Source organism: Amycolatopsis sp. NBC_00355, from assembly GCF_036104975.1.
GTDB lineage: Bacteria > Actinomycetota > Actinomycetes > Mycobacteriales > Pseudonocardiaceae > Amycolatopsis.
This window is the reverse complement of record NZ_CP107982.1, coordinates 9525777-9547708: the sequence shown is the minus strand read 5'-3', so window position 1 is coordinate 9547708 and position 21932 is coordinate 9525777. Positions and strand designations below refer to the sequence as shown.

22 protein-coding genes are annotated in these 21932 nt (G+C 71.7%); 11 read left to right on the top strand and 11 right to left on the bottom strand.

The features are described 5' to 3' along the window. Nucleotides 1-8: 8 nt before the first annotated feature. The gene (locus OHS18_RS44455; RefSeq protein WP_328614848.1) at nt 9-575 is read left to right on the top strand and encodes a dienelactone hydrolase family protein; all 567 of its coding nucleotides are present in this window, start codon (nt 9-11) and stop codon (nt 573-575) included. A gap of 8 nt (nt 576-583) precedes the next feature. Beyond that, entirely contained in the window at nt 584-898 is a 315-nt protein-coding gene (locus OHS18_RS44450) for a hypothetical protein (protein WP_328614847.1), read from the top strand. 15 nt (nt 899-913) lie between these two features. On the opposite strand, the gene OHS18_RS44445 is transcribed toward OHS18_RS44450, so the two are convergent. Continuing rightward, nucleotides 914-2140 (bottom strand): cytochrome P450, encoded by a 1227-nt coding sequence (locus OHS18_RS44445; protein WP_328458833.1) that lies wholly within the window; start codon nt 2138-2140, stop codon nt 914-916. 244 nt (nt 2141-2384) lie between these two features. Between OHS18_RS44445 and OHS18_RS44440 the strand changes: the two genes are divergently transcribed. Further along, on the top strand, nt 2385-3542 hold the full coding sequence (locus OHS18_RS44440; RefSeq protein ID WP_328614846.1) for a steroid 3-ketoacyl-CoA thiolase: 1158 nt from the start codon (nt 2385-2387) through the stop codon (nt 3540-3542). A 727-nt stretch (nt 3543-4269) separates the two neighbouring features. Here OHS18_RS44440 and OHS18_RS44435 read toward each other — a convergent pair. Next, entirely contained in the window at nt 4270-4746 is a 477-nt protein-coding gene (locus OHS18_RS44435; RefSeq protein ID WP_328458835.1) for a pyridoxamine 5'-phosphate oxidase family protein, read from the bottom strand. Nucleotides 4747-4779: 33 nt separating this feature from the next. Beyond that, the gene (locus tag OHS18_RS44430; protein WP_328614845.1) at nt 4780-6045 is read right to left on the bottom strand and encodes a beta-ketoacyl [acyl carrier protein] synthase domain-containing protein; all 1266 of its coding nucleotides are present in this window, start codon (nt 6043-6045) and stop codon (nt 4780-4782) included. 149 nt (nt 6046-6194) lie between these two features. On the opposite strand from OHS18_RS44430, the gene asnB reads away from it, so the two are divergent. Continuing rightward, nucleotides 6195-7979: an asparagine synthase (glutamine-hydrolyzing) gene (asnB, locus tag OHS18_RS44425; protein WP_328614844.1), complete on the top strand. Its 1785-nt coding sequence runs from the start codon at nt 6195-6197 to the stop codon at nt 7977-7979. On the opposite strand, the gene OHS18_RS44420 is transcribed toward asnB, so the two are convergent. The 3 genes from OHS18_RS44420 to OHS18_RS44410 are packed head-to-tail and all read right to left on the bottom strand — an operon-like array spanning nt 7976 to nt 10032. After that, nucleotides 7976-8359, bottom strand: coding sequence for a RidA family protein (locus tag OHS18_RS44420; protein WP_328614843.1), 384 nt, complete (start codon nt 8357-8359; stop codon nt 7976-7978). The genes asnB and OHS18_RS44420 overlap by 4 nt on opposite strands. Before the next feature lie 30 nt (nt 8360-8389). Continuing rightward, nucleotides 8390-9292: an SDR family oxidoreductase gene (locus OHS18_RS44415; protein WP_328614842.1), complete on the bottom strand. Its 903-nt coding sequence runs from the start codon at nt 9290-9292 to the stop codon at nt 8390-8392. Next, nucleotides 9289-10032, bottom strand: a complete 744-nt coding sequence (locus OHS18_RS44410; protein ID WP_328614841.1) for an SDR family oxidoreductase — start codon at nt 10030-10032, stop codon at nt 9289-9291. The genes OHS18_RS44415 and OHS18_RS44410 overlap by 4 nt, the downstream gene beginning before the upstream one ends. Nucleotides 10033-10109: 77 nt before the next feature. On the opposite strand from OHS18_RS44410, the gene OHS18_RS44405 reads away from it, so the two are divergent. From OHS18_RS44405 to OHS18_RS44380, 6 genes are all read left to right on the top strand, one after another. Continuing rightward, nucleotides 10110-10859 carry an enoyl-CoA hydratase family protein gene (locus OHS18_RS44405; protein WP_328442424.1) on the top strand — a complete coding sequence of 250 codons (750 nt, stop codon included), beginning with the start codon at nt 10110-10112 and terminating at the stop codon, nt 10857-10859. Continuing rightward, nucleotides 10856-11719 carry a CoA transferase subunit A gene (locus OHS18_RS44400; RefSeq protein ID WP_328614840.1) on the top strand — a complete coding sequence of 288 codons (864 nt, stop codon included), beginning with the start codon at nt 10856-10858 and terminating at the stop codon, nt 11717-11719. Before OHS18_RS44405 ends, OHS18_RS44400 begins: the two co-directional genes overlap by 4 nt. Continuing rightward, on the top strand, nt 11716-12438 hold the full coding sequence (locus OHS18_RS44395) for a CoA-transferase subunit beta (protein WP_328614839.1): 723 nt from the start codon (nt 11716-11718) through the stop codon (nt 12436-12438). The genes OHS18_RS44400 and OHS18_RS44395 overlap by 4 nt, the downstream gene beginning before the upstream one ends. Next, on the top strand, nt 12435-13478 hold the full coding sequence (locus tag OHS18_RS44390; RefSeq protein ID WP_328614838.1) for an NAD(P)H-dependent flavin oxidoreductase: 1044 nt from the start codon (nt 12435-12437) through the stop codon (nt 13476-13478). Before OHS18_RS44395 ends, OHS18_RS44390 begins: the two co-directional genes overlap by 4 nt. Before the next feature lie 9 nt (nt 13479-13487). After that, nucleotides 13488-14288 carry an alpha/beta fold hydrolase gene (locus tag OHS18_RS44385; RefSeq protein ID WP_328614837.1) on the top strand — a complete coding sequence of 267 codons (801 nt, stop codon included), beginning with the start codon at nt 13488-13490 and terminating at the stop codon, nt 14286-14288. Between the two features lie 111 nt (nt 14289-14399). Further along, the gene (locus OHS18_RS44380) at nt 14400-14999 is read left to right on the top strand and encodes a hypothetical protein (RefSeq protein ID WP_328614836.1); all 600 of its coding nucleotides are present in this window, start codon (nt 14400-14402) and stop codon (nt 14997-14999) included. On the opposite strand, the gene OHS18_RS44375 is transcribed toward OHS18_RS44380, so the two are convergent. Genes OHS18_RS44375 through OHS18_RS44360 form a run of 4 tightly spaced genes read right to left on the bottom strand, consistent with a single transcriptional unit; the run spans nt 14996 to nt 19020 of the window. Continuing rightward, nucleotides 14996-16198 carry a metal-dependent hydrolase family protein gene (locus OHS18_RS44375; protein ID WP_328442435.1) on the bottom strand — a complete coding sequence of 401 codons (1203 nt, stop codon included), beginning with the start codon at nt 16196-16198 and terminating at the stop codon, nt 14996-14998. The genes OHS18_RS44380 and OHS18_RS44375 overlap by 4 nt on opposite strands. Beyond that, nucleotides 16195-17622 carry a sodium:solute symporter family protein gene (locus tag OHS18_RS44370; protein ID WP_328614835.1) on the bottom strand — a complete coding sequence of 476 codons (1428 nt, stop codon included), beginning with the start codon at nt 17620-17622 and terminating at the stop codon, nt 16195-16197. Before OHS18_RS44370 ends, OHS18_RS44375 begins: the two co-directional genes overlap by 4 nt. Then, on the bottom strand, nt 17619-17822 hold the full coding sequence (locus OHS18_RS44365; protein WP_328442439.1) for a hypothetical protein: 204 nt from the start codon (nt 17820-17822) through the stop codon (nt 17619-17621). The genes OHS18_RS44370 and OHS18_RS44365 overlap by 4 nt, the downstream gene beginning before the upstream one ends. A 4-nt stretch (nt 17823-17826) precedes the next feature. Then, on the bottom strand, nt 17827-19020 hold the full coding sequence (locus OHS18_RS44360) for a M20 metallopeptidase family protein (RefSeq protein ID WP_328614834.1): 1194 nt from the start codon (nt 19018-19020) through the stop codon (nt 17827-17829). An 86-nt stretch (nt 19021-19106) separates the two neighbouring features. On the opposite strand from OHS18_RS44360, the gene OHS18_RS44355 reads away from it, so the two are divergent. Continuing rightward, a complete protein-coding gene (locus OHS18_RS44355) occupies nt 19107-20135 on the top strand; it encodes an Lrp/AsnC family transcriptional regulator (protein WP_328614833.1) in 1029 nt (342 codons plus the stop codon). Nucleotides 20136-20893: 758 nt separating this feature from the next. Here the strand turns inward: OHS18_RS44355 and OHS18_RS44350 are convergent. Next, entirely contained in the window at nt 20894-21889 is a 996-nt protein-coding gene (locus OHS18_RS44350) for an SCO0930 family lipoprotein (RefSeq protein ID WP_328614832.1), read from the bottom strand. Between the last annotated feature and the right edge of the window lie 43 nt (nt 21890-21932).

The window sequence follows — 21932 nt, the reverse complement described above, 5'->3', positions numbered from 1 at the left end:
ATCACCCCATGGTGAACATCGTGGTCTTCCATTCGGTGCTGGGACTGCGGCCGGTCGAACTCGGTGCCGCCGAACGCCTGCGCGCGGCCGGGCACGACGTCGTCACGCCGGACCTCTACGCCGGCTTGACCGCGGCCACGCTCGACGACGGCTTCGCGCTGATGGACCGCGTCGGCTGGGCGGCCATCAGCCGACGCGCCGCGGAGGCGGTGCGCGACCTGCCGCCCTCCACCGTGCTGCTGGGAGTGTCGATGGGCTGCGGCGTGGTCCAGAGCGTCCTCCCGGACCGTCCCGCCGCGGCCGGTGTCCTGCTGCTGCACGCGTTGGCGGCCATTCCCGCGTCGGCGCGCGACGGTCTGCCGGTGCAGGTGCACGTCGCCGACCCGGATCCGATCGCGCCGCCGGCCGAGGTCGCGGCTTGGCGTGAGGCCACTCCCGGGGCCGAGGTGTTCACCTACCCCGGCGCCGGTCACTTCTACACCGACGCCGAGGATCCCGGGTACGACGAGGTCGCGGCCGCTCTCACCTGGCGGCGCGCACTCGGCTTCCTCCGGACGCTGCCTCAGGCGGACTAGGTTTCCCGGTGGCGATCTGCTTCCTGCTCGACATCGGCTTCGGGACCGACTCGGCCGAGGCCGCGCGCCGGCTGATCCGGGCCAGTCCGCGCCTGCGGGCCGCACTGCGGGTGATGGTCGGCACCGGATCGCGCGTCAACGCCGTGCCACGAGGGGTCGGCTACGGAGTGCCGGCGGAGTTCGCCGAGCGCACCCGGCGCCTGGACCTCACGGCCGAGGAGCGTATCCGACGACGTCCACCGGAAGCTGCCCGCTGCGAAGGGTTCGAGCCGTTCGCGCCCGGCTACCAGTGGCTGCCCTGCCGAGGCGAGACAGCCACTTAGCAGCCGGCCCCCGGCTCAGGCGTAGCGGACCGGGTAGTGCTTGATGCCGTTGAGCCAGCTGGACCGCAGCCGGACCGGTGGCGCCGCTTCGGTGATGTCCGGCATCACGTCGGCGATGGCGTTGAAGATCAGGTCGATCTCCAGCCGGGCGAGGTTGGCGCCGATGCAGTAGTGCGAACCGGTGCCGCCGAAGCCGACGTGCGGGTTGTCCTCCCGCAGGATGTCGAACTTCTCCGCGTCGTCGAACACATCGGGGTCGAAGTTCGCGGAGCTGTAGAACATCCCGACGCGGTCGCCGCGCTTGATGTGCGCGCCGCCCAGCTCGGTGTCGCGCGTGGCGGTGCGCTGGAAGGCGACCACCGGGGTGGCCCAGCGGACGATCTCGTCGGGCGCGGTCTTCGGACGCTGCTCCTTGAACAGGTCCCACTGGGCCGGGTGGTCCAGGAACGCCTTCATGCCGTGGGTGATCGCGTTGCGCGTGGTTTCGTTGCCGGCCACCGCGAGCAGGATGACGAAGAACCCGAACTCGTCGGAGCCCAGCGCCTCGCCGTCGACGTCCGCCTGGATCAGCTTGGTGACTATGTCGTCCATCGGGCACTTGCGGCGGTCCTCGGCCATGTTCCAGGCGTAGCCGATGAGCTGGGTCGACGCCTCGAGGGGCTCGACCTGGTACTCGGGGTCGTCGTAGGCGACCATCTGGTTGGACCAGTCGAAGATCTTGAGCCGGTCCTCCTGCGGGACGCCGATCAGCTCGGCGATGGCCTGCAGCGGCAGCTCGCACGCGACGTCGGTGACGAAGTCGCCCGTGCCCTTCTTCTTCGCCTCGAAGACGATCTTCTCGGCACGGTCCCGCAGCGTATCCTCGAGCTTGGCGATCGAGCGCGGGGTGAAGCCCTTCGACACGATGCGCCGCAGCTTCGTGTGCTGCGGGGCGTCCATGTTGAGCAGGACCAGGCGGTTCGCGTTGAGGCGGTCCTCGGTCATGCTCTCGTCGAAGCGGATGATGGCGGTCTTCTCGCTCGACGAGTAGAGCGTGCTGTCGCGCGAGACCTCCTTGACGTCTTCGTGCCGCGAGACGACCCAATAGCCGTCGTCGCCGAAGCCTGCGGTGTTGGTCTTCTGAGGGTTCCACCACACGGGGGCGGTCCGCCGGAGCTCGGCGAACTCCGCCAAGGGCAGCCGGTGGGCGTAGAGGTCCGGGTCCGTGAAGTCGAAACCTGCGGGGATGAGCGGAGCGGCCACGTTGCCTCCCACGGTTCGGCTTTTGAAACACGTTCTAACCGGATTGAAGCATACGGTGTTAACTAACGGAAGACTGTTCAGTGAAACCCGTTAACTTTACCGATGAGGCCAGGTGAACGAGCGCTCACTCGGTCAAGATCGAGATCACGCCAACACTGCGGCGCCTTGCGCAGAACGATAACTTGTTCTAGTTTTCGGGTTACTCGACAGTCTTCCCGAGGAACCTCCCGACGAAGGGGACGAGATGGGCGTGCCGGTCATCGTCGAAGCCGTGCGGACTCCGATCGGCAAGCGGGGCGGCCTGCTGGCCGGCCTGCACGCGGCCGAGCTGCTGGGGGCCGCGCAGCTGGCCCTGCTGGACCGGGCCGGGATCGACCCGGCGCTGGTCGAGCAGCTGATCGGCGGCTGCGTCACACAGGCCGGCGAGCAGTCGAACAACGTCACGCGCACCGCGTGGCTGCACGCGGGCCTGCCGGAGACGGCGGGCGCGACGACGATCGACGCCCAGTGCGGCTCGGCGCAGCAGGCGACGCACCTGATCGCCGGGCTGATCGCGGCGGACGCCATCGACGTCGGCGTCGCCTGCGGCGTCGAGGCGATGAGCCGCGTCCCGCTGGGAACGAACCGCGCGGGCGGCTCCCCGCGGCCGGCGTCGTGGTCGATCGACCTCCCGAACCAGTACGGCGCGGCGGAGCGCATCGCCGTGCGCCGAGGCTTGACGCGTCTTGACGTCGACACTTTCGGCGCCGCGTCCCAGCAGAAAGCCGCGGCCGCCTGGGAAGCCGGCCACTTCGACCGCGAGGTGGCGCCGGTGAAGGCCCCGGTGCTCGACGCGTCGGGCGCGCCGACCGGCGAAACCCGGCTGGTCGGCCGAGACCAAGGCCTGCGCGAGACGACGGTCGAAGGCCTCGCCCGCCTCAAGCCGGTGGTCGAGGACGGCATCCACACGGCGGGCACGTCCTCCCAGATCTCCGACGGCGCGGCAGCCCTGCTGCTGATGGACTCCGCCCGCGCCTCTTCCCTCGGACTGCGGCCTCGCGCACGGATCATCGCGCAGGCGCTGGTCGGCGCGGAGCCGTACTACCACCTGGACGGCCCGATCCGCGCGACCGAGCGAGTGCTGTCGCGAGCGGGCATGACGATCACCGACCCGGACCTGTTCGAGGTCAACGAAGCGTTCGCCTCGGTCGCGCTGTCGTGGCAGCGGGTCCTGGAGCCCGACGAGTCGCGAGTCAACGTCAACGGCGGCGCGATCGCCCTGGGCCACCCGGTGGGCAGCACGGGAGCGCGCCTGCTGACGACGGCGTTGCACGAGCTGGAACGCCGCGACGCGGCGACGGCGCTGGTGACGATGTGCGCCGGCGGAGCTCTGTCGACGGCGACGATCATCGAACGCCTCTGACCCGCCGCCTCCGGCCAATCACCGTGTCGGCCGTGCCCCGGCCTGCCGGCCACTTCGGTCACCAAGTTGGCCACTCCGGCCACCGTGTTGGCCACTCCAGCCGGCATGTTGGCCGCTCCGGCCGCTCCGGTCACCGTGTCGACCACTCCGGTCATCGTGTCGGCCATTGCCGTCGCTGTGTTGGCCGTTCCGGTCGCTGTGTTAGCCACTCCGGTCACCGTGTTGGCCGCTGCGGTCCACCGTGTTGACCACTCCGGCCGGCGTGTTGACCGCTCCGTTCAGCGCCTTGGCCACTCCGGCCACCGTGTTGGCCATTGCGGTCGCCGTTAGCCACTCCGGTCACCGTGTTGGCCGCTCCGTTCAGGGCCTTGGCCACTCCGGTCGCGAAGTTGGCCACTCCGGTTACCTGCGTTGGCGATGCCCGCGCGGCGGACGTGACCGCCCGGCTGCTCAGCCGACGACGGCCGGGCCGATGTTGTCACCGACTCCGCTCGCAGCACCCGACCGGGACGGCCAACACACCGGCCGGAGTCGCCAACACACCAGCGGGAACGGCCAACACACCAACCGGAACGGCCAACACCCGGCGGGCGTAGCGCCGAGCCAGCCGCACGCCGTCGCCGGCTCGGCCACGCCTGTGCCGGAGCCGGCAGGCGCGGTCGACACCTCGGGCTCGCGGTGCTTCTTCTGCCACCAAAGGCATTCCTCCTCGAAGACCCGCCGCCCGCTACTTCACCACCTCCGCCGGGCCGTTGCCCGGCCTGGCGAACTTCACCGTTCCCCTTCCCTCCTTCCAGCTCTCCACGAAGAGCGTGTCCTCGGCCACCCACGTCAGCACGACCTCCTTGAGGTCGAGCCGGAACAGGTGACACGGTTCGTCGTTTCCTTGCAGCGCCGCGATTTCCGCCGTGTCCGTCAGCTCCGCCACCACACCCGCCAGCTTCGCGTCGCCGCCCTCCTCGATGCCCGGGTAGGCGTGGATCGCGAACCGGTTGTCGCGCCGCAGGTCGCGGGCCTTCAGCGCGTCCAGCATCGACCCGATGTACGCCTCTTCGCCACGGAAGTCCACCTCGGAGCCGCTCACCCGTGGCGAACCGTCGCGCCGCAACGTCGCCAATACGTGCGACTCCCCCGCCGTGAATCGCGCGTGCACGCGCGAAGCCAGCGAGGGTGACTGCGCCGAGAACTCCTGCCAACTCGTCATGCCCGGCAGCGTCCCACCCACCACCGACAGTTTTCAGAGCCCGCCCACGACCAGGTGAACGAACGTCCCGGACAGCCCGTAGGTGCTGACTCCCGCCAGCGCCCGCCCCGGGTAAGGCCATTCGACCGGTGAAGACGCGAGCGCGAGACCGGCCCAGTCGACCGCCGAGGTCGGACGCGGGCAGTGCAAAGTGGCCGGAATCCGCCGTTCGCGGACCACCAGCGCCGTCTTGAGCAAGCCCGCCAGGCCGCCCGCGGCCTCCGGGTGGCCGATGTTCGACTTCACCGAACCCACCAGGCACGGCTGACCCGCCGGCCGCCCGGAGCCGATCGCCGCGCTGATCGCCTGCAGCTCGACGACGTCCCCCGCCGGGGCCGCGTTGCCGTGCGCCTCCACGTAACCGATCTCCGCGGGCGCGATCCCGGCCTGCGCGCACGCCCGGGCGATCACCTGCAGGTAGCCCTCGACCGACGGCGCGATGATCGCCTTGGCCGTCCGGCCCTTGCTCGCCTGCGCGCTGCCGAGGATCAACGCGTGGACGCGGTCGCCGTCGGCCAGGGCCTGACCCAGCCGCTTGAGGACGACGACGCCCGCGCCGTCGCTGCGGACGAAACCGTCCGCGTCCTCGTCGCCGAAACGGCAACGCCCGGTGGGCGACAGCATCCCCGCCGCCGAGTAGCCGAGCGTGTGGTCGGTGCCCAGGACCAGGCTGACGCCGCCCGCCACCGCCGTGTCGCACTCCCCCGTGCGCAGGCTCTGGCACGCGAGGTGCACGGCCAGCGTGCCCGACGAGCACGCCGCGTCGACCGTGGCGCACGGGCCGCGCAGGTCCCACGCGTAGCTGATCCGCCCGGACGCCATGCTCCGCGCCGCCGCGCCCGCGATCGCGTACATGTCGGCCGTCCCCTGCCGGCTGTCCCAGTGCTCGCCGGTGCTCTGCCCCATGAAGACGCCGATCTCGCGGCCCTCGACGCCGTCGAGCCCGGCGTCGGCCAGCGCGTCGCGCGTGGTCGTCAGGAGGACGCGGTGCTGCGGGTCGAGCACCGCCGCTTCCCGTTCGCTCACACCGAAGAACCCCGGGTCGAACTCTTCGGAGCCGAGGAAGCCGCCCGCCAGGCTGACGAGCCGGCCGCGGCGGCGGGGCACCGGGTCGTACAGCTCCGCCGCGTCGAACCGGGCAGCCGGTGCGGCGCCGACGACCGCGTCCCCGCGCGTGTCGAGCAGCTCCCAGAGCGCGTCCGGGCCGGCCGCGCCGGGGAACCGGCAGCCCATGCCGACGATCGCGATCGGCTCGTTCATCGTCCTCCTGTCGGGATGTCCACTGTGGACGGCAGATTCACCCGTCCGTGGCAGCGCGGGTTCCCGCGGCCGCGCACACCCTATGTGATCATTCAGGCCGCCCGGGTGATCGCCTCGGCGATCTCCCCTTCCCCGGAGGAATCCCCGTTATGTGTGGCATCGCGGGCTGGGCCGACCCCAGCTGCCCGCTCCCGGACGGCGGCATGACCGTGCACCGGATGACCGAGACCCTCGCCGCCCGCGGGCCCGACGACGCCGGCGTCTGGGCGGCCGCGCACGTCGCGTTCGGGCACCGCCGGCTCGCCGTGCTCGACCCCGCGAACGGCCGGCAGCCGATGGTGGCCTACGACGACCGGGACGAGGCCACGACCGTCCTGTCCTACAGCGGCGAGGTGTTCAACCACCGCGAACTGCGCGTCGAGCTGGAGCTGCTGGGGCACAAGTTCCGCACGGACACCGACACGGAAGTCGTGCTGCACGCCTGCCTGGAGTGGGGCACCGACGCCCCGCGCCGGCTCAACGGCATGTTCGCCTTCGCCGTCTGGGACGCGCCGCGCCGCCGGTTGCTGCTGGTCCGCGACCGCCTCGGCGTCAAGCCGCTCTGCTACGCGCGCCACGGTGACGGCGTCCTGTTCGCCTCCGAACCCAAGGCGCTGTTCGCGTCCGGCTTGGTCGCCCCAGCCGTCGACGACAACGGCCTGCGCGACTTCCTGGCTTCGGTCCGCACCCCCGGCATGACGCTCCACCGCGGCGTCCACGAGGTCCGGCCGGGCACGATGCTGCTGGTCGACGCCGACGGCGTCCGCGAGCGCCGCTACTGGTCACTGGACGCGCAGCCGCACGAGGACGACCTCGCCACGACCGTCGACCGGATCCGCGAGCTGCTGGAGGACATCACCGAACGGCACGTGCGGGCCGACGTCCCGCTCGGCGCGCTGCTGTCGGGCGGGCTGGACTCGAGTGCGCTCGTCGCGCTCGGCCAACGGTTCACCGCCGGGCCGCTCCGCACGTTCTCCGTGGGTTTCGCCGGCGAGTTCGTGCCCGACACCCTGCGCGCCACGCCGGACGCGCCGTACGTCCGGGACGTCGTCGCGCACTGCGGGCTCGACCACCGCGACCTGGTGCTCGGGTCGGCGGCGCCGGCCGATCCGGCGGTGCGCCGAGCCGTTGTGGACGCGCGGGACGCGCCGGCGACCGGCGACATGGATACGTCGCTCTTCCTGCTGTTCAAGGCGGTGCGCGAGCATTCGACCGTGGCGCTGTCCGGGGAGAGCGCCGACGAGGTCTTCGGCGGCTACCCGTGGTTCCACCAGCCGCTCGCCGACGGCTATCCGTGGCGTTACTTCACCGGCCGCAGCGGGACGTACCTCGCGCTGCTGCGCGACGACGTCGCCGCCGAGCTCGCGATCGGCGCCCATCGCGAGGCGCACTACCGGCAGGCGATCGCCGAAGTTCCGGTGCTGCCAGGGGAACCGGCCGAGCGGCGCCGGATGCGCGAGGTGTTCCACCTGCACCTGACGCGCTGGCTGCCCGACCTGCTCGATCGCAAGGACCGGCTCAGCATGGCCGTCGGGCTGGAGGTCCGGGTGCCGTTCTGCGACCACCGGCTCGTCGAGTACGCGTTCAACGCGCCGTGGTCGTTCCAGACGTTCGACGGCCGGGAGAAGTCCCTGCTGCGGGCCGCGGTGGCCGACCTGCTGCCGCGCAGCGTCACCGAGCGGGTCAAGGCGCCCTACCCGGCGACGCACGATCCCGGTTACGACGTCGCGATCCGTTCGCAGGCGGCGGATCTGCTGGCCACGCCGAACGCGCCGGTCTGGACGTACCTCGACCCGGCGCGGCTGAGTGAGCGCCTGGCGCGCCCGTCGACCGACCGGGCGACGCGCGCGGGCATCGACTTCGCGCTCAACCTGGACCTCTGGCTCACGCGCTAGCCGGGCAGGTGCGCGTCGACCTCGATCTCGATCTTCATGCGCGGGTCGGCCAGGCCGCACTCCAGCATCGTCGCGGCCGGGCGGACCTCGGCGAACGCCTTGCGCAGCACCGGCCAGCACGGCTCGAAGTCCGCCCGCGACGGCAGCAGGTAGCGCACCCGGACGACGTCGGCGAGGGTGCAGCCGGCCTCGGTCAGCGCCGCCTCGATGTTACGGAGGCATTGGGCCGCCTGCTCGACGACGTCGTCGGAGATCGTCATGGTCGAGTAGTCGAAGCCGGTGGTGCCGGAGACGTACACGCGACCACCGTCGACGACCGCGCGGGCGTAGCCGATCTGCTCCTCGAAGGTGGAGCCGCTGAGAATGGTTTGACGCGCCATACGCGCACGCTAGCGGCTCGCGCCAACCGGTTATCCGGCGCCGTAGACCGGTTCCGGGGCCGCCGACTCCGCCAGCAGTTCCGCCACCACCGGGCCCAGCTCGGCCGGTGCCCAGCGGGCGCCCTTGTCGCGTTGCGGGCCGTGGCGCCAGCCGTCTGCCAGGCCCACTCGGCCTCCGTCGACCTCGAAGACCCGGCCGGTCACTCCCGACGACTCCACGCTGCCCAGCCAGACCACCAGCGGGGACACGTTCTCCGGGGCCATCGCGTCGAAGCCGTCGTCGGGGGCCGCCATGTCGAACGTCTTCTCCGTCATCCGGGTGCGCGCGGCCGGGGCGATCGCGTTGACCGTGACGCCGTAACGGCCGAACTCCGCGGCCGCGACCGTGGTCAGGCCGAGGATGCCCGCCTTCGCCGCCGAGTAGTTGCCCTGGCCGACGCTGCCCAGCAGGCCCGCGCCGGAACTCGTGTTGATCACCCGCGCGCTCCGCGTGCGCCCCGCTTTCGCCTCCGCGCGCCAGTACTCCGCCGCGTGCCGCAGGGGCGCGAAATGGCCCTTCAGGTGCACCCGGACGACCGCGTCCCACTCCTCCTCGGCCAGGTTGACCAGCATCCGGTCGCGCAGGAAGCCCGCGTTGTTGACCAGGACGTCGAGGCCGCCGAAGGCGTCCAGAGCCGTGCGGACCAGCGAAGCCGCGCCGTCCCAGGACGCGACGTCGTCGGTGTTGGCCACCGCTTCCCCGCCCGCCGCGCGGATCTCGTCGACGACCTGCTGCGCCGGGCCCGCTTCACCGCCGCGGCCGTCCAGGGCCGCGCCGAGGTCGTTGACGACCACTCGCGCACCCTCCGCGGCGAACGCGAGCGCGTGCGCCCGGCCGATCCCGCGCCCGGCGCCCGTGACGACCACGACGCGTCCTTCGACCAGCCTGTTCATGACTTATCCTCCATCGCGTCGAGAAATGCCGGACGCTCGCCGCCGCCGTGCACCACGAGTCGCGCGCCGCTGACGTAGGACGCCAGCGGTGAAGCCAGGAATGCTGCGCACGCGCCGACTTCCGCCGGTTCGGCGAGCCGGCCGAGCGGCACCGTCGCGCCGAGGGCGGCCGGGTCGCCGTAACCGTTGTCCGTGCGCACCATGCCGACGTCGAGCGCGTTGACCCGCACCTTCGGCGCCCACTCGACGGCGAGCGTGCTGGTCAGGTTGTCGAGCCCTGCCTTCGCGGCGCCGTAGGACGCGGTCCCCGGCGACGGCCGCAGCGCGCTCACGCTGCTGATGTTGACGATCGAGCCACCACGCTCCTGGCCCTGCATGACGGCGTTCGCGGCGCGCGAGACGATCAGCGGCGCCAGGAGGTTCAGCCCGATCACCTTCTCGTGGAAGCGCGGCGAGGCCGTGGACGTGTCCGCGAAGGGCGCGCCGCCCGCGTTGTTCACCAGGACGTCGAGCCGGCCGAAGCGTGCGGTGATCGCCTCGACCAGCGCGGCAACGGCGTCCGGATCCCGGATGTCGCAAGGGAAGAACGCCTCCCCCGGCGACGACTCCGGCGTCCGCCGCGCGCAGGTCACGACCCGCGCGCCCGCCTCTTCGAAGGCCTGCGAGATCCCCAGGCCGACACCACGGACGCCGCCGGTCACCAACACGACCGCGCCGTCCAAGCCGAGTTCCAGGGCCACCGGTGACCTCCCGCTTTTGTCGTCCCGATGCTAACGTACCAAGCAAGTGCTAGGTTGTTAACCGCGAGAGGGTGCCGATGACGGTTTCGACGCACACCCCGGAGCCCGGGATCGCCGTGATCACCGTGGCCGCTCCCCCGGTGAACGCGCTGACCGTGCGCGGCTGGTTCGACCTCGCCGAGGCGATCGGAAAAGCCGGCCGTGACCCAGCCGTGCACGTGGTCGTCCTACGCGCGGAAGGCCGCGGGTTCAACGCCGGCGTCGACATCAAGGAGATCCAGCGCGACCCCGGGTACGACGCGCTGATCGGCGCCAACGAAGGCTGCGCGGCGGCGTTCTCGGCGGTGTACGACTGCCTCGTGCCGGTGATCGTTGCGGTGCAGGGGTTCTGCCTCGGCGGCGGCGTCGGACTGGTCGGCAACGCCGACATCGTGGTAGCCAGCGAAGACGCCGAATTCGGACTGCCCGAAGTGGACCGTGGCGCGCTCGGCGCGGCGACACATCTGGCGCGGCTCGTGCCGCAGCACCTCATGCGCGCCCTGTACTACACGGCGTCGAAGATCAGCGCGCAGCAGCTGCACCACCACGGCTCGGTGTACGCGGTCGTCAAGCGCGAAGAACTCGACGAAACCGCGCTCGGCGTCGCCCGGCAGATCGCCGCGAAGGACACGCGCGTGATCCGCGCGGCGAAGCAGGCCATCAACGGCATCGACGTCCAGCCCGTGCACCGCAGCTACCGGTTCGAGCAGGGGTTCACCTTCCAGCTCAACCTCGCCGGCGTCTCGGACGGGGCGCGCCAGGAGTTCTTGGAGAAGGGAAAGCCTTGAGCGACAAGCGGATGAGCGTCGACGACGTCGTCGGCGAACTGCGCGACGGCATGACGCTCGGCATCGGCGGCTGGGGTTCGCGGCGCAAGCCGATGGCGCTGATCCGGGCCATCCTGCGATCGCCGCTGAAGGACCTCACGATCGTCTCCTACGGCGGCCCGGACGTCGGGCTCCTGGCGTCGGCGGGCAAGATCCGGCGGCTGGTCTTCGGGTTCGTGACGCTCGATTCGGTGCCGTTCGACCCGTGGTTCAACCGGGTCCGCGAAGCCGGGTCGATCGAGGTCACCGAGTACGACGAGGGCATTCTCGGTACCGGGCTTTCCGCGGCGGCACAACGGCTTCCGTTCCTGCCGACGCGCGCCGGGCTCGGCTCCGACGTCATGACGTTCTCGCCGTCACTGAAGACCGTCCGATCGCCTTACGAGGACGGCGAGGAGCTGCTGGCCGTGCCCGCGTTGCGCCTCGACGCGGCGCTCGTGCACCTCAACCGCGCGGACGCCCGCGGCAACGCGCAGTACCTCGGCCCGGACCCGTACTTCGACGAGCTGTTCGCACTCGCCGCCGACAAGTGTTACGTGTCAACCGAAAAGGTCGTTCCCACCGACGAGCTGACGGCGACCGCGCCGGTGCAGAGCCTGCTGCTCAACCGCGCGAGCGTGCACGGCGTCGTCGAAACCCCGCGCGGCGCGCACTTCACGTCCGCCGCACCGGACTACGGCCGGGACGAACGGTTCCAGCGGCACTACGCCGCGGCGGCGAAGGACCCGGACGCCTGGCCGGCGTTCGCGGACCGGTTCCTGACCGGCGACGAGACGGACTACCAGCGGGCCGTCACGCGGTTCGCGGAGGAGGCGGCATGACGCGCGCGGACGTCGCGGTCGTCGCGTGCGCGGAGCTGTTCCGCGGCGACGGCGAGATCCTGATCAGCCCGATGGGGTACGTCCCGGCGCTCGGCGCGCGGCTCGCGCGGCTGACGTTCGAGCCGGACCTGCTGCTGTCGGACGGCGAGGCGTACCTGCTCGAAAGCCCGGTCGGCAAGCCGGTGATCGAGGGCTGGCAGCCGTTCCGGAAGGTCCTGGACACCGTGGTGCCGCACGGGAAGCGGCACGTCGTGATGGGCGCCAACCAGGTCGACCGGCACGGCAACCAGAACATCTCCGCCATCGGCGACCACCAGAAGCCGAAGAAGCAGCTGCTCGGGGTGCGTGGCGGGCCGGGCAACACGGCCAACCACCGCACCAGCTACTGGGTGCCGCGGCACAGCACCCGGGTGTTCGTCGACCAGGTCGACGTCGTCTCCGGCGTCGGTTTCGCCCGCGCACGCGAGGCGGGGCTGCGCTACCACGACGTCCACCGCGTGGTGACCAACCTCGGCGTGCTCGACTTCGGCGGGCCGGACCACGCGGCGCGGCTGGTGTCGACGCACCCCGGTGTCACGGTCGACGAGGTCGTCGCGGCGACGGGGTTCCCGCTGGTCACCGACGGCGTCGCCGTCAGCAGGGAACCGACCGCCGAGGAACTGGACCTGATCGCCCAGCTGGATCCGAAGTCGCTGCGGGAGAAGGAAGTCCCGGAATGAGGACGCGGCTGACCGAGCTGACCGGCGTCCGGCACCCGGTCGTCCAGACCGGGATGGGCTGGGTGGCCGGGCCGCGGCTGGTGTCGGCGACCGCGGAGGGCGGCGGGCTCGGCATCCTCGGCTCGGCGACGATGACGTTCGACGAGCTCGAAGCCGCCGTCAAGGAGGTGAAGAGCCGGACGTCCGCGCCGTTCGGCGTCAACCTCCGCGCGGACGCCGACGACGCCGGCCGCCGCGTCGACCTGCTGATCCGCGAGAACGTGCGGGTCGCGTCGTTCGCGCTGGCCCCCAAGAAGGACATGATCGCGAAGCTGAAGGACCACGGCGTGGTCGTCGTGCCGTCGGTGGGCGCGGCCCGGCACGCCGAGAAGGTGGCGTCGTGGGGCGCGGACGCGGTCGTCGTCCAGGGCGGCGAAGGCGGCGGGCACACCGGCGGGGTGGCCACGACGCTGCTGCTGCCGTCGGTGCTGGACGCCGTCGACATCCCGGTGGTCGCGGCGGGCGGGTTCTTCGACGGCCGCGGGCTGGCCGCGGCACTGGCGTACGGCGCGGCCGGGATCGGCATGGGCACGCGGTTCCTGCTGACACAGGAGAGCACCGTGCCGGACGCCGTCAAGCAGGCCTACCTGGCGCGGGACCTGAACGGCACCGTCGTCACCCGTAAGGTGGATGGCTTACCTCACCGTGTGTTGCGGACGGGCCTGGTCGACGGACTGGAGACGTCCGGGACGCTCGGCGGGCTCGGCCGGGCCGCGGCGAACGCCGTCCGGTTCCGGCGGCTGACCGGGCTCTCCTGGACGTCGCTGGTGCGCGAGGGCGTCCGGATGAAGCGCAGCGGGCAGCGGACGTGGGCGCAGGTGCTGATGGCCGCCAACACGCCGATGCTGCTGCGCGCGGGGCTCGTCGACGGCGACCTCGGGGCCGGCGTGCTGGCGTCCGGGCAGGTCGTCGGGCTGCTCGCGGATCTCCCCCGGGTGGGTGACCTGATCGAACGGATCGTGAGCGACGCCGAAGGAATCCTGCGCGGGCTGTGTGCTTGACTTTCCGGCATGATCTCGGAAAGCCGTTGCCCGGTGGAGGACGGTGAGCTCCAGGTCCGCCGCGGCGGCGCGGGGCCGGTGCTGCTGCTGATCGCGGGCGGTACCGGATCGGGTGACGCCTATCGGGCGCTGGCGAAGCACCTGTACGAGCACTTCACGGTCGTCACCTACGACCGGCGCGGCCACTTCGGCAGCACGGACACCACGACCGGCCCGGTCCCGGTGTCGCTGCAGGCCGACGACGCGCTGGCGGTGCTGAACCACGTGACCGACGCGCCGGCCCGGGTGTTCGGCTCGAGCGCGGGCGCCCTGATCGGCCTCGACCTGGTGGCCCGCCACCCGGGCAGCGTCACGACGCTGGTCGCGCACGAGCCCCCGGCGGTCCACCTGATGCCGGACGCGAGCGGCTGGCTCGAAGCGGCGGCCGAACAGGTGCGGTTGGCCCGTTCGGGTGACCTGATCGGGGCGGTGACGCGGTTCGCGGACGCGATCGCGGGGGCGGCGCTGCCCAACCTGCCCAACATCCGGCTGCCCCACGAGGCCGACTGGATCCGGCTGTTCGACCGCGAGCTGACGCCGTTCTTCGACTACCTGCCGGACCTGCGAGCGCTGCGGCGGGCGAGCACGGAGATCCTGCCGGTGGCGGGCGAGGGCAGCCGAGGCCGGTACCACTACCAGCCGGCGAAGATCCTGGCGCTGGAACTGGGCTTGCCGTTCACGGAGACCCCCGGAGCGCACCTGGCCCCGCAGCGAAACCCGGCGAAGTTCGCCGCGGCCCTGCGGGACCTGATCTCCCCGGAACTCCCGTAATCGGGCTTTCGCCCCTTTTCGGCAGCGAAAAAACCTCGCCGCCGTAACGCGATCCGCCATCGCCGCGACCCATGGACCGGTGCGGCCGGTTTCGGTGGCGAAGGGGCGGACATGGAAAGCAAGACCCGCGGTGGTTTTGTCATCGCCGGCAGCGTCATCGGTTTCCTCGGGTTCGTCCTGCCGTCCTTGTACGGCGCGACTTACGAGCCACCGCCCGGTTCCCCGCTGGCGCACGTCGTCCTGACCAGCCTGAAGGACTTCGGCGGCGGGGTCGGGGGCGGGAACTTCGCCGTTTTCAACGGTTTCGCCGGACCGGTGAATTTCCACCCGACGTTGTATTCGCTCATCGCGCTGACCTTGATCGGAATCGTCGGCCTGAACTGGAACATCGACAACGCGACCCTGATCGCGAAAGTAGCGGGCTATTCCGTCAGCGCCGTCGCGATGCTCTGGCCGATCGCGCAGTTCATCTGGGAATTCCGCTACGACCGCACACCGGCCACGATCAGGGACGTCTTCGTCGCCGATCTCGGCGGTGGGCAGAACGCCGTCACCGCGGCCCAGTACGTGCACGGCGAGCTGGGCCTCGGCACCCTGATCCTGGCGTTCGGCCTGCTGGTCGCCGGGGTCGGCGTCAAGCCGATCGTCGGCTGGCCGCTGCTCGGCGTCACCGTCACCGGCTTCGTCGTCCTGGTCGCGGTCAGCTCCTAGACCACCCGGGTGCCGTCCTTCCAGACCTCGCGGATGGCGGAAGCCAGCCCCGGGAAGTCGTACGGGTCGCCCGCCACCACCACGAGGTCCGCCCGCAGCCCCGGCTCGATGCGGCCCAGCTCGCCGTCCAGCCCCATCAGCCGGGCCGCCGACGACGTCGTCGCCTCCAGGACATCGCCCGGGGTCATGCCGCACGCCGCCATCAGGGCCAGTTCCTCGAGGTTCGTGCCGTGCGGGCCGACGCCGCTGTCCGTGCCCATCGCGATGCGGACGCCGGCGGCGTACGCGCGCCGGACCGAGTCGCGGTGGGCTTCCACCACCTCGCGGGCTTTCGCGACGACCGCCGAGGGCAGGTCGACCCCCGCGTCGGCCGCGCGGACCACGTTCACCGGGGCGATCAGCGTCGGGACCAGCCACGTGCCGTGGCCGAGCATCAGCTCGATCGCCTCGTCGTCGAGGTAGATGCCGTGCTCGATCGAGCGGACGCCCGCGCGGACGGCGTTCTTGATGCCCGCCGCGCCCTGGGCGTGCGCCATCACCGGACGGCCCTGCATCGCCGCCTCGGCGACCAGGACCTCCAGCTCTTCCGGCGTGAACTGCGAATGCCGCGGATCGTCACGCGGCGACAGCACACCCCCGGTCGTGCACACCTTCAGCACGTCCGCGCCCGCGCGCAGCAGCGTCCGGGCGACGCGGCGCATCTCGTCGGGGCCGTCGGCCCTCGCGTCCGGGCGGCCCGGGTGCGGCACCAGCAGCGGGACACACATGCCCGACGGGCTCCACGCGTCGCCGTGGCCGCCGGTCTGGCTGATCAGCCCGATCGAGATCTGCAGCCGCGGGCCCGGGATCAGGCCGTCGTCCACCGCCTGCTTGATGCCGAGGTCCGCGCCGGACGCGTCGCGGACCGTCGTGATGCCCAGCCCGAGGGTCGCCCACAGGTTCCGCGCGGCCTCGTAGAACTGGTAGGAAAACGGCTTCTGCACCCGCGCCAGCAACCCGATGTCCGACACCGTGACGTGCACGTGGCAGTCGAACAGCCCTGGCAGCAGCACCGCGCCGGCGCAGTCGACGCTCTCGTCGCCGTCCAAGTCCGTCCCGACCTCGACGATCCGGCCGTGCTCGACGACGACGTCGGCCGCCGCCGGGTCCGAGCCGGTGCCGTCGAACACCGAACCGCCGGTGAACACCGTGCGAGTCACGCCGCCTCCTGGGGAGAAACCTGTCGTTGGACCAGTGCGGCCGAGGCGAGGACGACGACGTTCGCGCCGAGCCCGACCAGGCCCACGTTGACGGTGCCGACCAGGTGAGTGTCCACAAAGGTCAGCCAGATGACGACGAGCTCGCCGGCGACCAGCCCGGCGAGCACCGGTCCCTTGCCGACCGGCACGCGCCGGAGGAAGCCCAGCAGATTGGCCGGGGCCAGCTGGACCGACCCCGAATAGGTGAGCAGCAGCAGGTTGGCCAGCAGATCCGGCCGGAAGATGCCGAGCACGAGCGCAAGAGTACTCGCGAGCACAACCGTCCCGTGATTGATCCAGAACTGCTTGCGGCCGCTGCGCACGCGGACTACGTTGCGCGCCACCAGCGACGAGATGCCGATCAGGATCCCGGCCGCCGGGACCATCGCGGTGGCCGTCGCGGCGACCACGACAACGCCGGTCACCCAGCCCGGCAAGGCATCCTTCGACAGCGTCAGCAATACGCCGTTCGGGTCTGCTTTGTGAGAGGCGCTGTCCTTGGGCACCACGAGGATCGCGGCGAACCCGATGATCATCGGCAGCAGCAGGCACAGCTCGTACACCGGCATCCAGGCGTAGTTGCGCCGCAGCACCTTCGGGTCGCGCGCCGACATCAGCGCCGGCCACGAATGCGGCAGCGTCATCAGACCGACGCCGATGGCGCTGACCAGCATGCTCGTGACGAACCAGACGTGATCGTTCGCTCCACTGTGGACGATCAGCTTCTCGGGGTGCAGCTGCTCGATCTTGCGGAACACGCCCCCGACCCCGCCCGCGAAGTGCGTCGGCACGGCGATGATCAGCACCACCAGCGCGACGAGCATGATGCCGTCCTTGAAGTAGGACGTCGCCGCGACGCCGCGCAGCCCGGCCCACAGCACGAACGCGACGACCAGCACGCTGCCGGTCACCATGCTGAGCGTGCCCGACGCGCTGTCGCCGGTGACCAGCCGGACGATCAGGCCGAGCCCGGTGATCTGCAACTGCAGGTAGGGCAGCACGAAGAGCACCCCCAGCACCGCGGACAGCGTGCCGAGCGTCCGGCTGGAGAACCGGTCCTCGAGGAAGTCGCCCTGGGTGAGGTAACCGCGGTCCTTCCCCATCGTCCACAGGCGTTCGGCCAGGAAGAACAGCACGACGTAGGCGATCGGCACGTACGGCAGCGCGTACATCGCGGCGACACCGCCGGAGAACGCGAGCCCGGCCATGCCGAGGAAGGTGAAGGTGGTGAACACCTCCCCCGCCTGCAGGAACCACATGGTCACGGCGCCGAACCGGCGGCCACCGACGGTCCACTCCGCCAGGTCGGCGACGGGTCTGCGGCGGCCGACGAAGCCGAGCACGCCGATCAGGACGATGCCCACCAGGGTGAAGGTGAGGATCACGCGTCGTCCTCCTCCCCCGCCGCGCGCAGCAGGCGTTCGGACAGCAGCAGCGCCGGGGTGAACATCAGGCACCAGAACGCGCCCCACACCACCATCCGCGGCAGCCCGAGCCACAACCCGGTCGTGTTGACGAACGGCAGGAACGGCATCAGGACGAGCGCCAGCACCGGGAGCAGCGGCGGCCAGTGGTAGCTGCGCACGGCGTCACCCGGCCAGGAGCGCGAGCCGGCGGACCGCGAGCTCGGCCAGCAGCGCGGCGCCGTCGCCGAGCACGCTGTCGTCGAACCTCGCGCGGGGCGAGTGGTTGTCCGGCGCGGTCGCCGGGTCCGTCGGGCACGCGCCGAGGAACAGGTAGGCGCCGGGCACGCGCTCGAGGACGCGGGAGAAGTCCTCCGACCCGGTGATCGGTTCGGCCATCTCGGTGAACCGCTCCTCGCCGAAGACGTCGCGGATCGTGTCCGCGACGAAGTCGTACGCGCCGGCGTCGTTGACCGTCGCCGGGTACTCGGGTTCGAAGGTGACGTCGATGTCGAGGCCGTGCGCGGCGGCGATGCCCTGGCAGACCTGGACGGCGCGGTCGCCGACGCGCGCCGCCGTCTCCGGCGAGAAGGACCGCAGCGTCGCCTCGAACACCGCGTCGTCCGGGATGATGTTGCGCCGGGTGCCGGCGTGGAACATCCCGACGGTGACGACGACCGGGTCGAAGACGTCGAAGCCGCGCGTCACCATCGTCTGCAGCGCGGTCACCATCTCGCAGGCGGCCGGGATCGGGTCGCGCGCGTCGTGCGGGGACGAGCCGTGGCCGCCCTCGCCCCGCACCCGGACGGCGAGCGCGCCGGAGGCCGCCATGAGCGTGCCGGGACGGGCGGTGAACTGGCCCTTCGCGTAACTCGCGGCCGAGACGTGCAGGCCGTACGCGGCGTCGACGTGCTTGCCGGACGCCGTCAGCACACCTTCTTCGATCATGTGGCCGGCGCCGTCCCAGCCTTCTTCGCCGGGCTGGAACATGAACACGACGTCGCCGGGCAGGTCGGCTTTGCGGGCAGCGAGCAGCCGGGCCGCGCCGACCAGGCCGGCCGTGTGGAGGTCGTGACCGCAGGCGTGCATGGCGCCGTCGAGGGTCGAGGTGAACTCCTCGCCGGTGGCTTCGGTGACCGGGAGCGCGTCCATGTCGCCGCGCAGGAGGACGGTGCCACCGGGCTTGCCGCCGCGCAGGACTCCGGTGATCGACGAGAGCTTCTCGCCGAGGGTGAGTTCGAGGCCGAGGCCGTCGAGCGCGGCGAGGACGCGGTCCTGCGTGCGCGGCAGGTGCAGGCCGATCTCGGGGATGCGGTGCAGGTCACGGCGCAGGGCGACCAGATCGTCGAGCAGGACGGCGGCGTCGGAGCGCAGGGTCATCCGCCGATCATGCGAGAGTCGAGCACAATGGCTGGGAAAAACCGACGGAACCACCGTTTTGAGGGCTGATGAGCGAAGGATCCGCCATGTTGGACGAGCAGGACCTCAAACTGGTCGACGCGCTGCAGGCGGCACCGCGGGCGTCCTGGTCGACGCTCGGAAAGGCGCTCGGGCTGGGCGCGGTGACCGCCGCCCGGCGGTGGGACGGTCTCGTCGGGCGCGGGGACGCGTGGCTCACGGCGTACGCGGGCGGCGAGCTCACCGCGCAGCTCGCGTTGGCGTTCGTCGCGATCGACTGCGCGCCCGGCGCGGCTGTGCGCGTCGCCGCGGAACTGGCCTCGGACGTCCACGTCGTCACGGTCGAGTGCCTGGCCGGGCCCTGCGATCTGCTCGTCCACGTCGTCGCGCCGACGCTGCGGGAGCTGGGTGCGCACGTGCTCGACCGGGTGGCGGCGGTGCCCGGGGTGGCGCGTGTGCGGACGGTGCTGTCACCGCGGATGTTCACCGAGGGCAGCCGCTGGCGGGTGCGGGCGATCTCGCCCGGGCAACGGGAAGCGCTGACGCCGAAACCGGTGCGGCACCGCGCCCCGCTGCGGTTCGACGACGCCGACCGGGCCCTGATCCTGGCGCTCGGCGTCGACGCGCGGGTGTCGGCGGCGGCACTGGCGGCCGAACTCGGCGTCGGCGCGACGACCGTGCGGCGCCGGCTCGACGCGCTGCTGGCCCGCGGCGCGATCCGCGTGCGGTGCGAGATCGCGCGGTCGGCGTCGCCCGCGCCGGTCACCGTGACGCTGTGGCTGCGGGTACCGCCGGACAAGCTGGAGACGACGGCGCGGTCGCTCGCCATGCTGCCGGAGGTCCGGATGTGCGCGGCGCTGTCCGGCGAGACGAACCTGATGCTGGTGGTGTGGCTGCCGACGCAGCACGACACGGTGGCGCTGGAGGGGCTGATGGCCGCGAAGCTGCCGTGGCTGGAGATCGCCGGCCGGGCCGTCACGCTGCGGAGCGTCAAGCTGATGGGCCGGCTGCTGGACTCCACCGGCCGGGGCCTCGGCCGGGTCCCGCTGGACTTCTGGGCCGCGGTCCCCGTACCGGAGCACGGGGACCGCAGCTGAGCCGGTCCGGAGGATGAGGGGGGTGAGGTGGAGGGAAGCATCCACCGGACCGGGGACTTCGGGGCCCGCGACCGAGGGGGCGGTCGCCGGGCCGGGATCCGGGCGGAGCGTGGAAGCTCGGACCCGGACTCGCGGGACCGGAAGCGGATCTCGCGTGACTGGGGACGTGACTCACGTGATGGAGGACGTAAGTCGCGTGTCCAGAGGGGAATCTCGTGTGTCTGGAGAGGCATCTCGCGTGACTGGAAGGTCGACTCGCGTGATTGAGGGGTCGACTCGCGTGATTGGGGGGTGGGTGAAGGAGTTCCGGGCCGGCGGGCGAGGGGGGTGAGGTGGAGGGAAGTGCTCGCCGGGCCGGAACTCGAGGGGCGGGGGTCTGCGCCCGCCTTGTCCTCCTTCGTCTGATCCGCGGGGGATCGTTGTGGGGAACGGAATCCCGGCCCGGTGGACGAGGGGGGTGAGGTGGAGGGAAGTCGTCCACCCGGCCGGGGCTCGGGGGCGGGACCGTGGTCCCGCGTACTTCGGGGTGGTGCTGACCGGCCCGGCGGACTGGGGGGGTGAGGTGGAGGGGAAGCGTCCGCCGGACCGGGTCTCGCATTCACGCACCGGCCTGGTGGGCAAAGGGGTGAGGTGGAGGGAAACGCCCACCGGGCCGGAACTCACGACCGGGACCGTGGTCCCGGGTACTGCAACCGGCCCGGCGAACGGGGGGGTGAGGTGGAGGGAAGTGTTCGCCGGGCCGGGGATCGTGGGGCGGGTCAGTACCCGCCGGATGAGGAGGACGTCGCGACTGCCTGCCGGGCTTCGGGTCTGCGGGCCGGGTCGACCTTGCAGCCGCTGGGTTCCACGGCGTACCAGGTGTTCCCGACGCCGTGCCCGTTGGCTTCGCCGGGCGCGTCGTCCTTGCTGTAGCTGTAGACCGGCCAGCCGCCGACGGTCACCTGCATGGTGCCGTCCGAGCGCCGGATCCGGCCGATGAGGCCCGTGTCGACGCTCTCGGCGACGGTGATCCGGCCGTCCACCCGCACCGGCGGCCACGTCTTCGCGCACGCGCCGTCGCAAGTGGACGTTCCGGAGTCCTTGCCGTCCTTGGTGAAGAGGTAGAGCGTGTCACCGGCCTGGTCGGTGAGCACCGGGCCGAGACCGCCGACGTCGGTGGTGCCGATCGTCTTCGGCTCGGCGGGTCCGACGGGCTCGGAGGGCTCGGTGGCCGAGGCACCGCCACTGTCCCGGCCGGCCACCGCCTTCTCCCCCGCCGGCGTGATCGCCGCCCAGTCCGCGCTGACGTTCTGGCCGAGCGCGATGCCCCGGCCGGTGTCCTTGGCGTACCGGTAGACCGGCCGGCCGCCGACGGTCACCTGCCGCTGCCCGTCCGGCCTCGTGACCTCGCCGATGAGCTGCGCGTCCACCCCGGCGGCGAGCGCCGGGGCGTCGGAGACCAGCGGGGGCCACGTTTCCGCGCACGCGCCGGCGCACGTGGCCTTCGGGGGCTTGGCACTGTCTTTCGCGTACCGGTAGAGGGTGTGGCCTTCGGCGTCGGCCAGGACCGTGCCGAGACCCTCCACTGTGGACGAGACGAGCTGGGTCCGCCCGGCACCGGCCGGAACCGTGCTCGCCGGTTGCTGCTGCTGTACGCCGAGGGCGACGGGCTGGACCGCGCCGGACGTGGCGTACGGGTTGGACCCGCAGGCCGTGACCAGCGCGAGGCCGGTGACGGCGAGCAGAGCGGCAGCGACCGGGCGAGCACGGTTCATGACGTTCACCCTTCCTGGAAGGTGGCCGGTTGCGAAGGTGGAG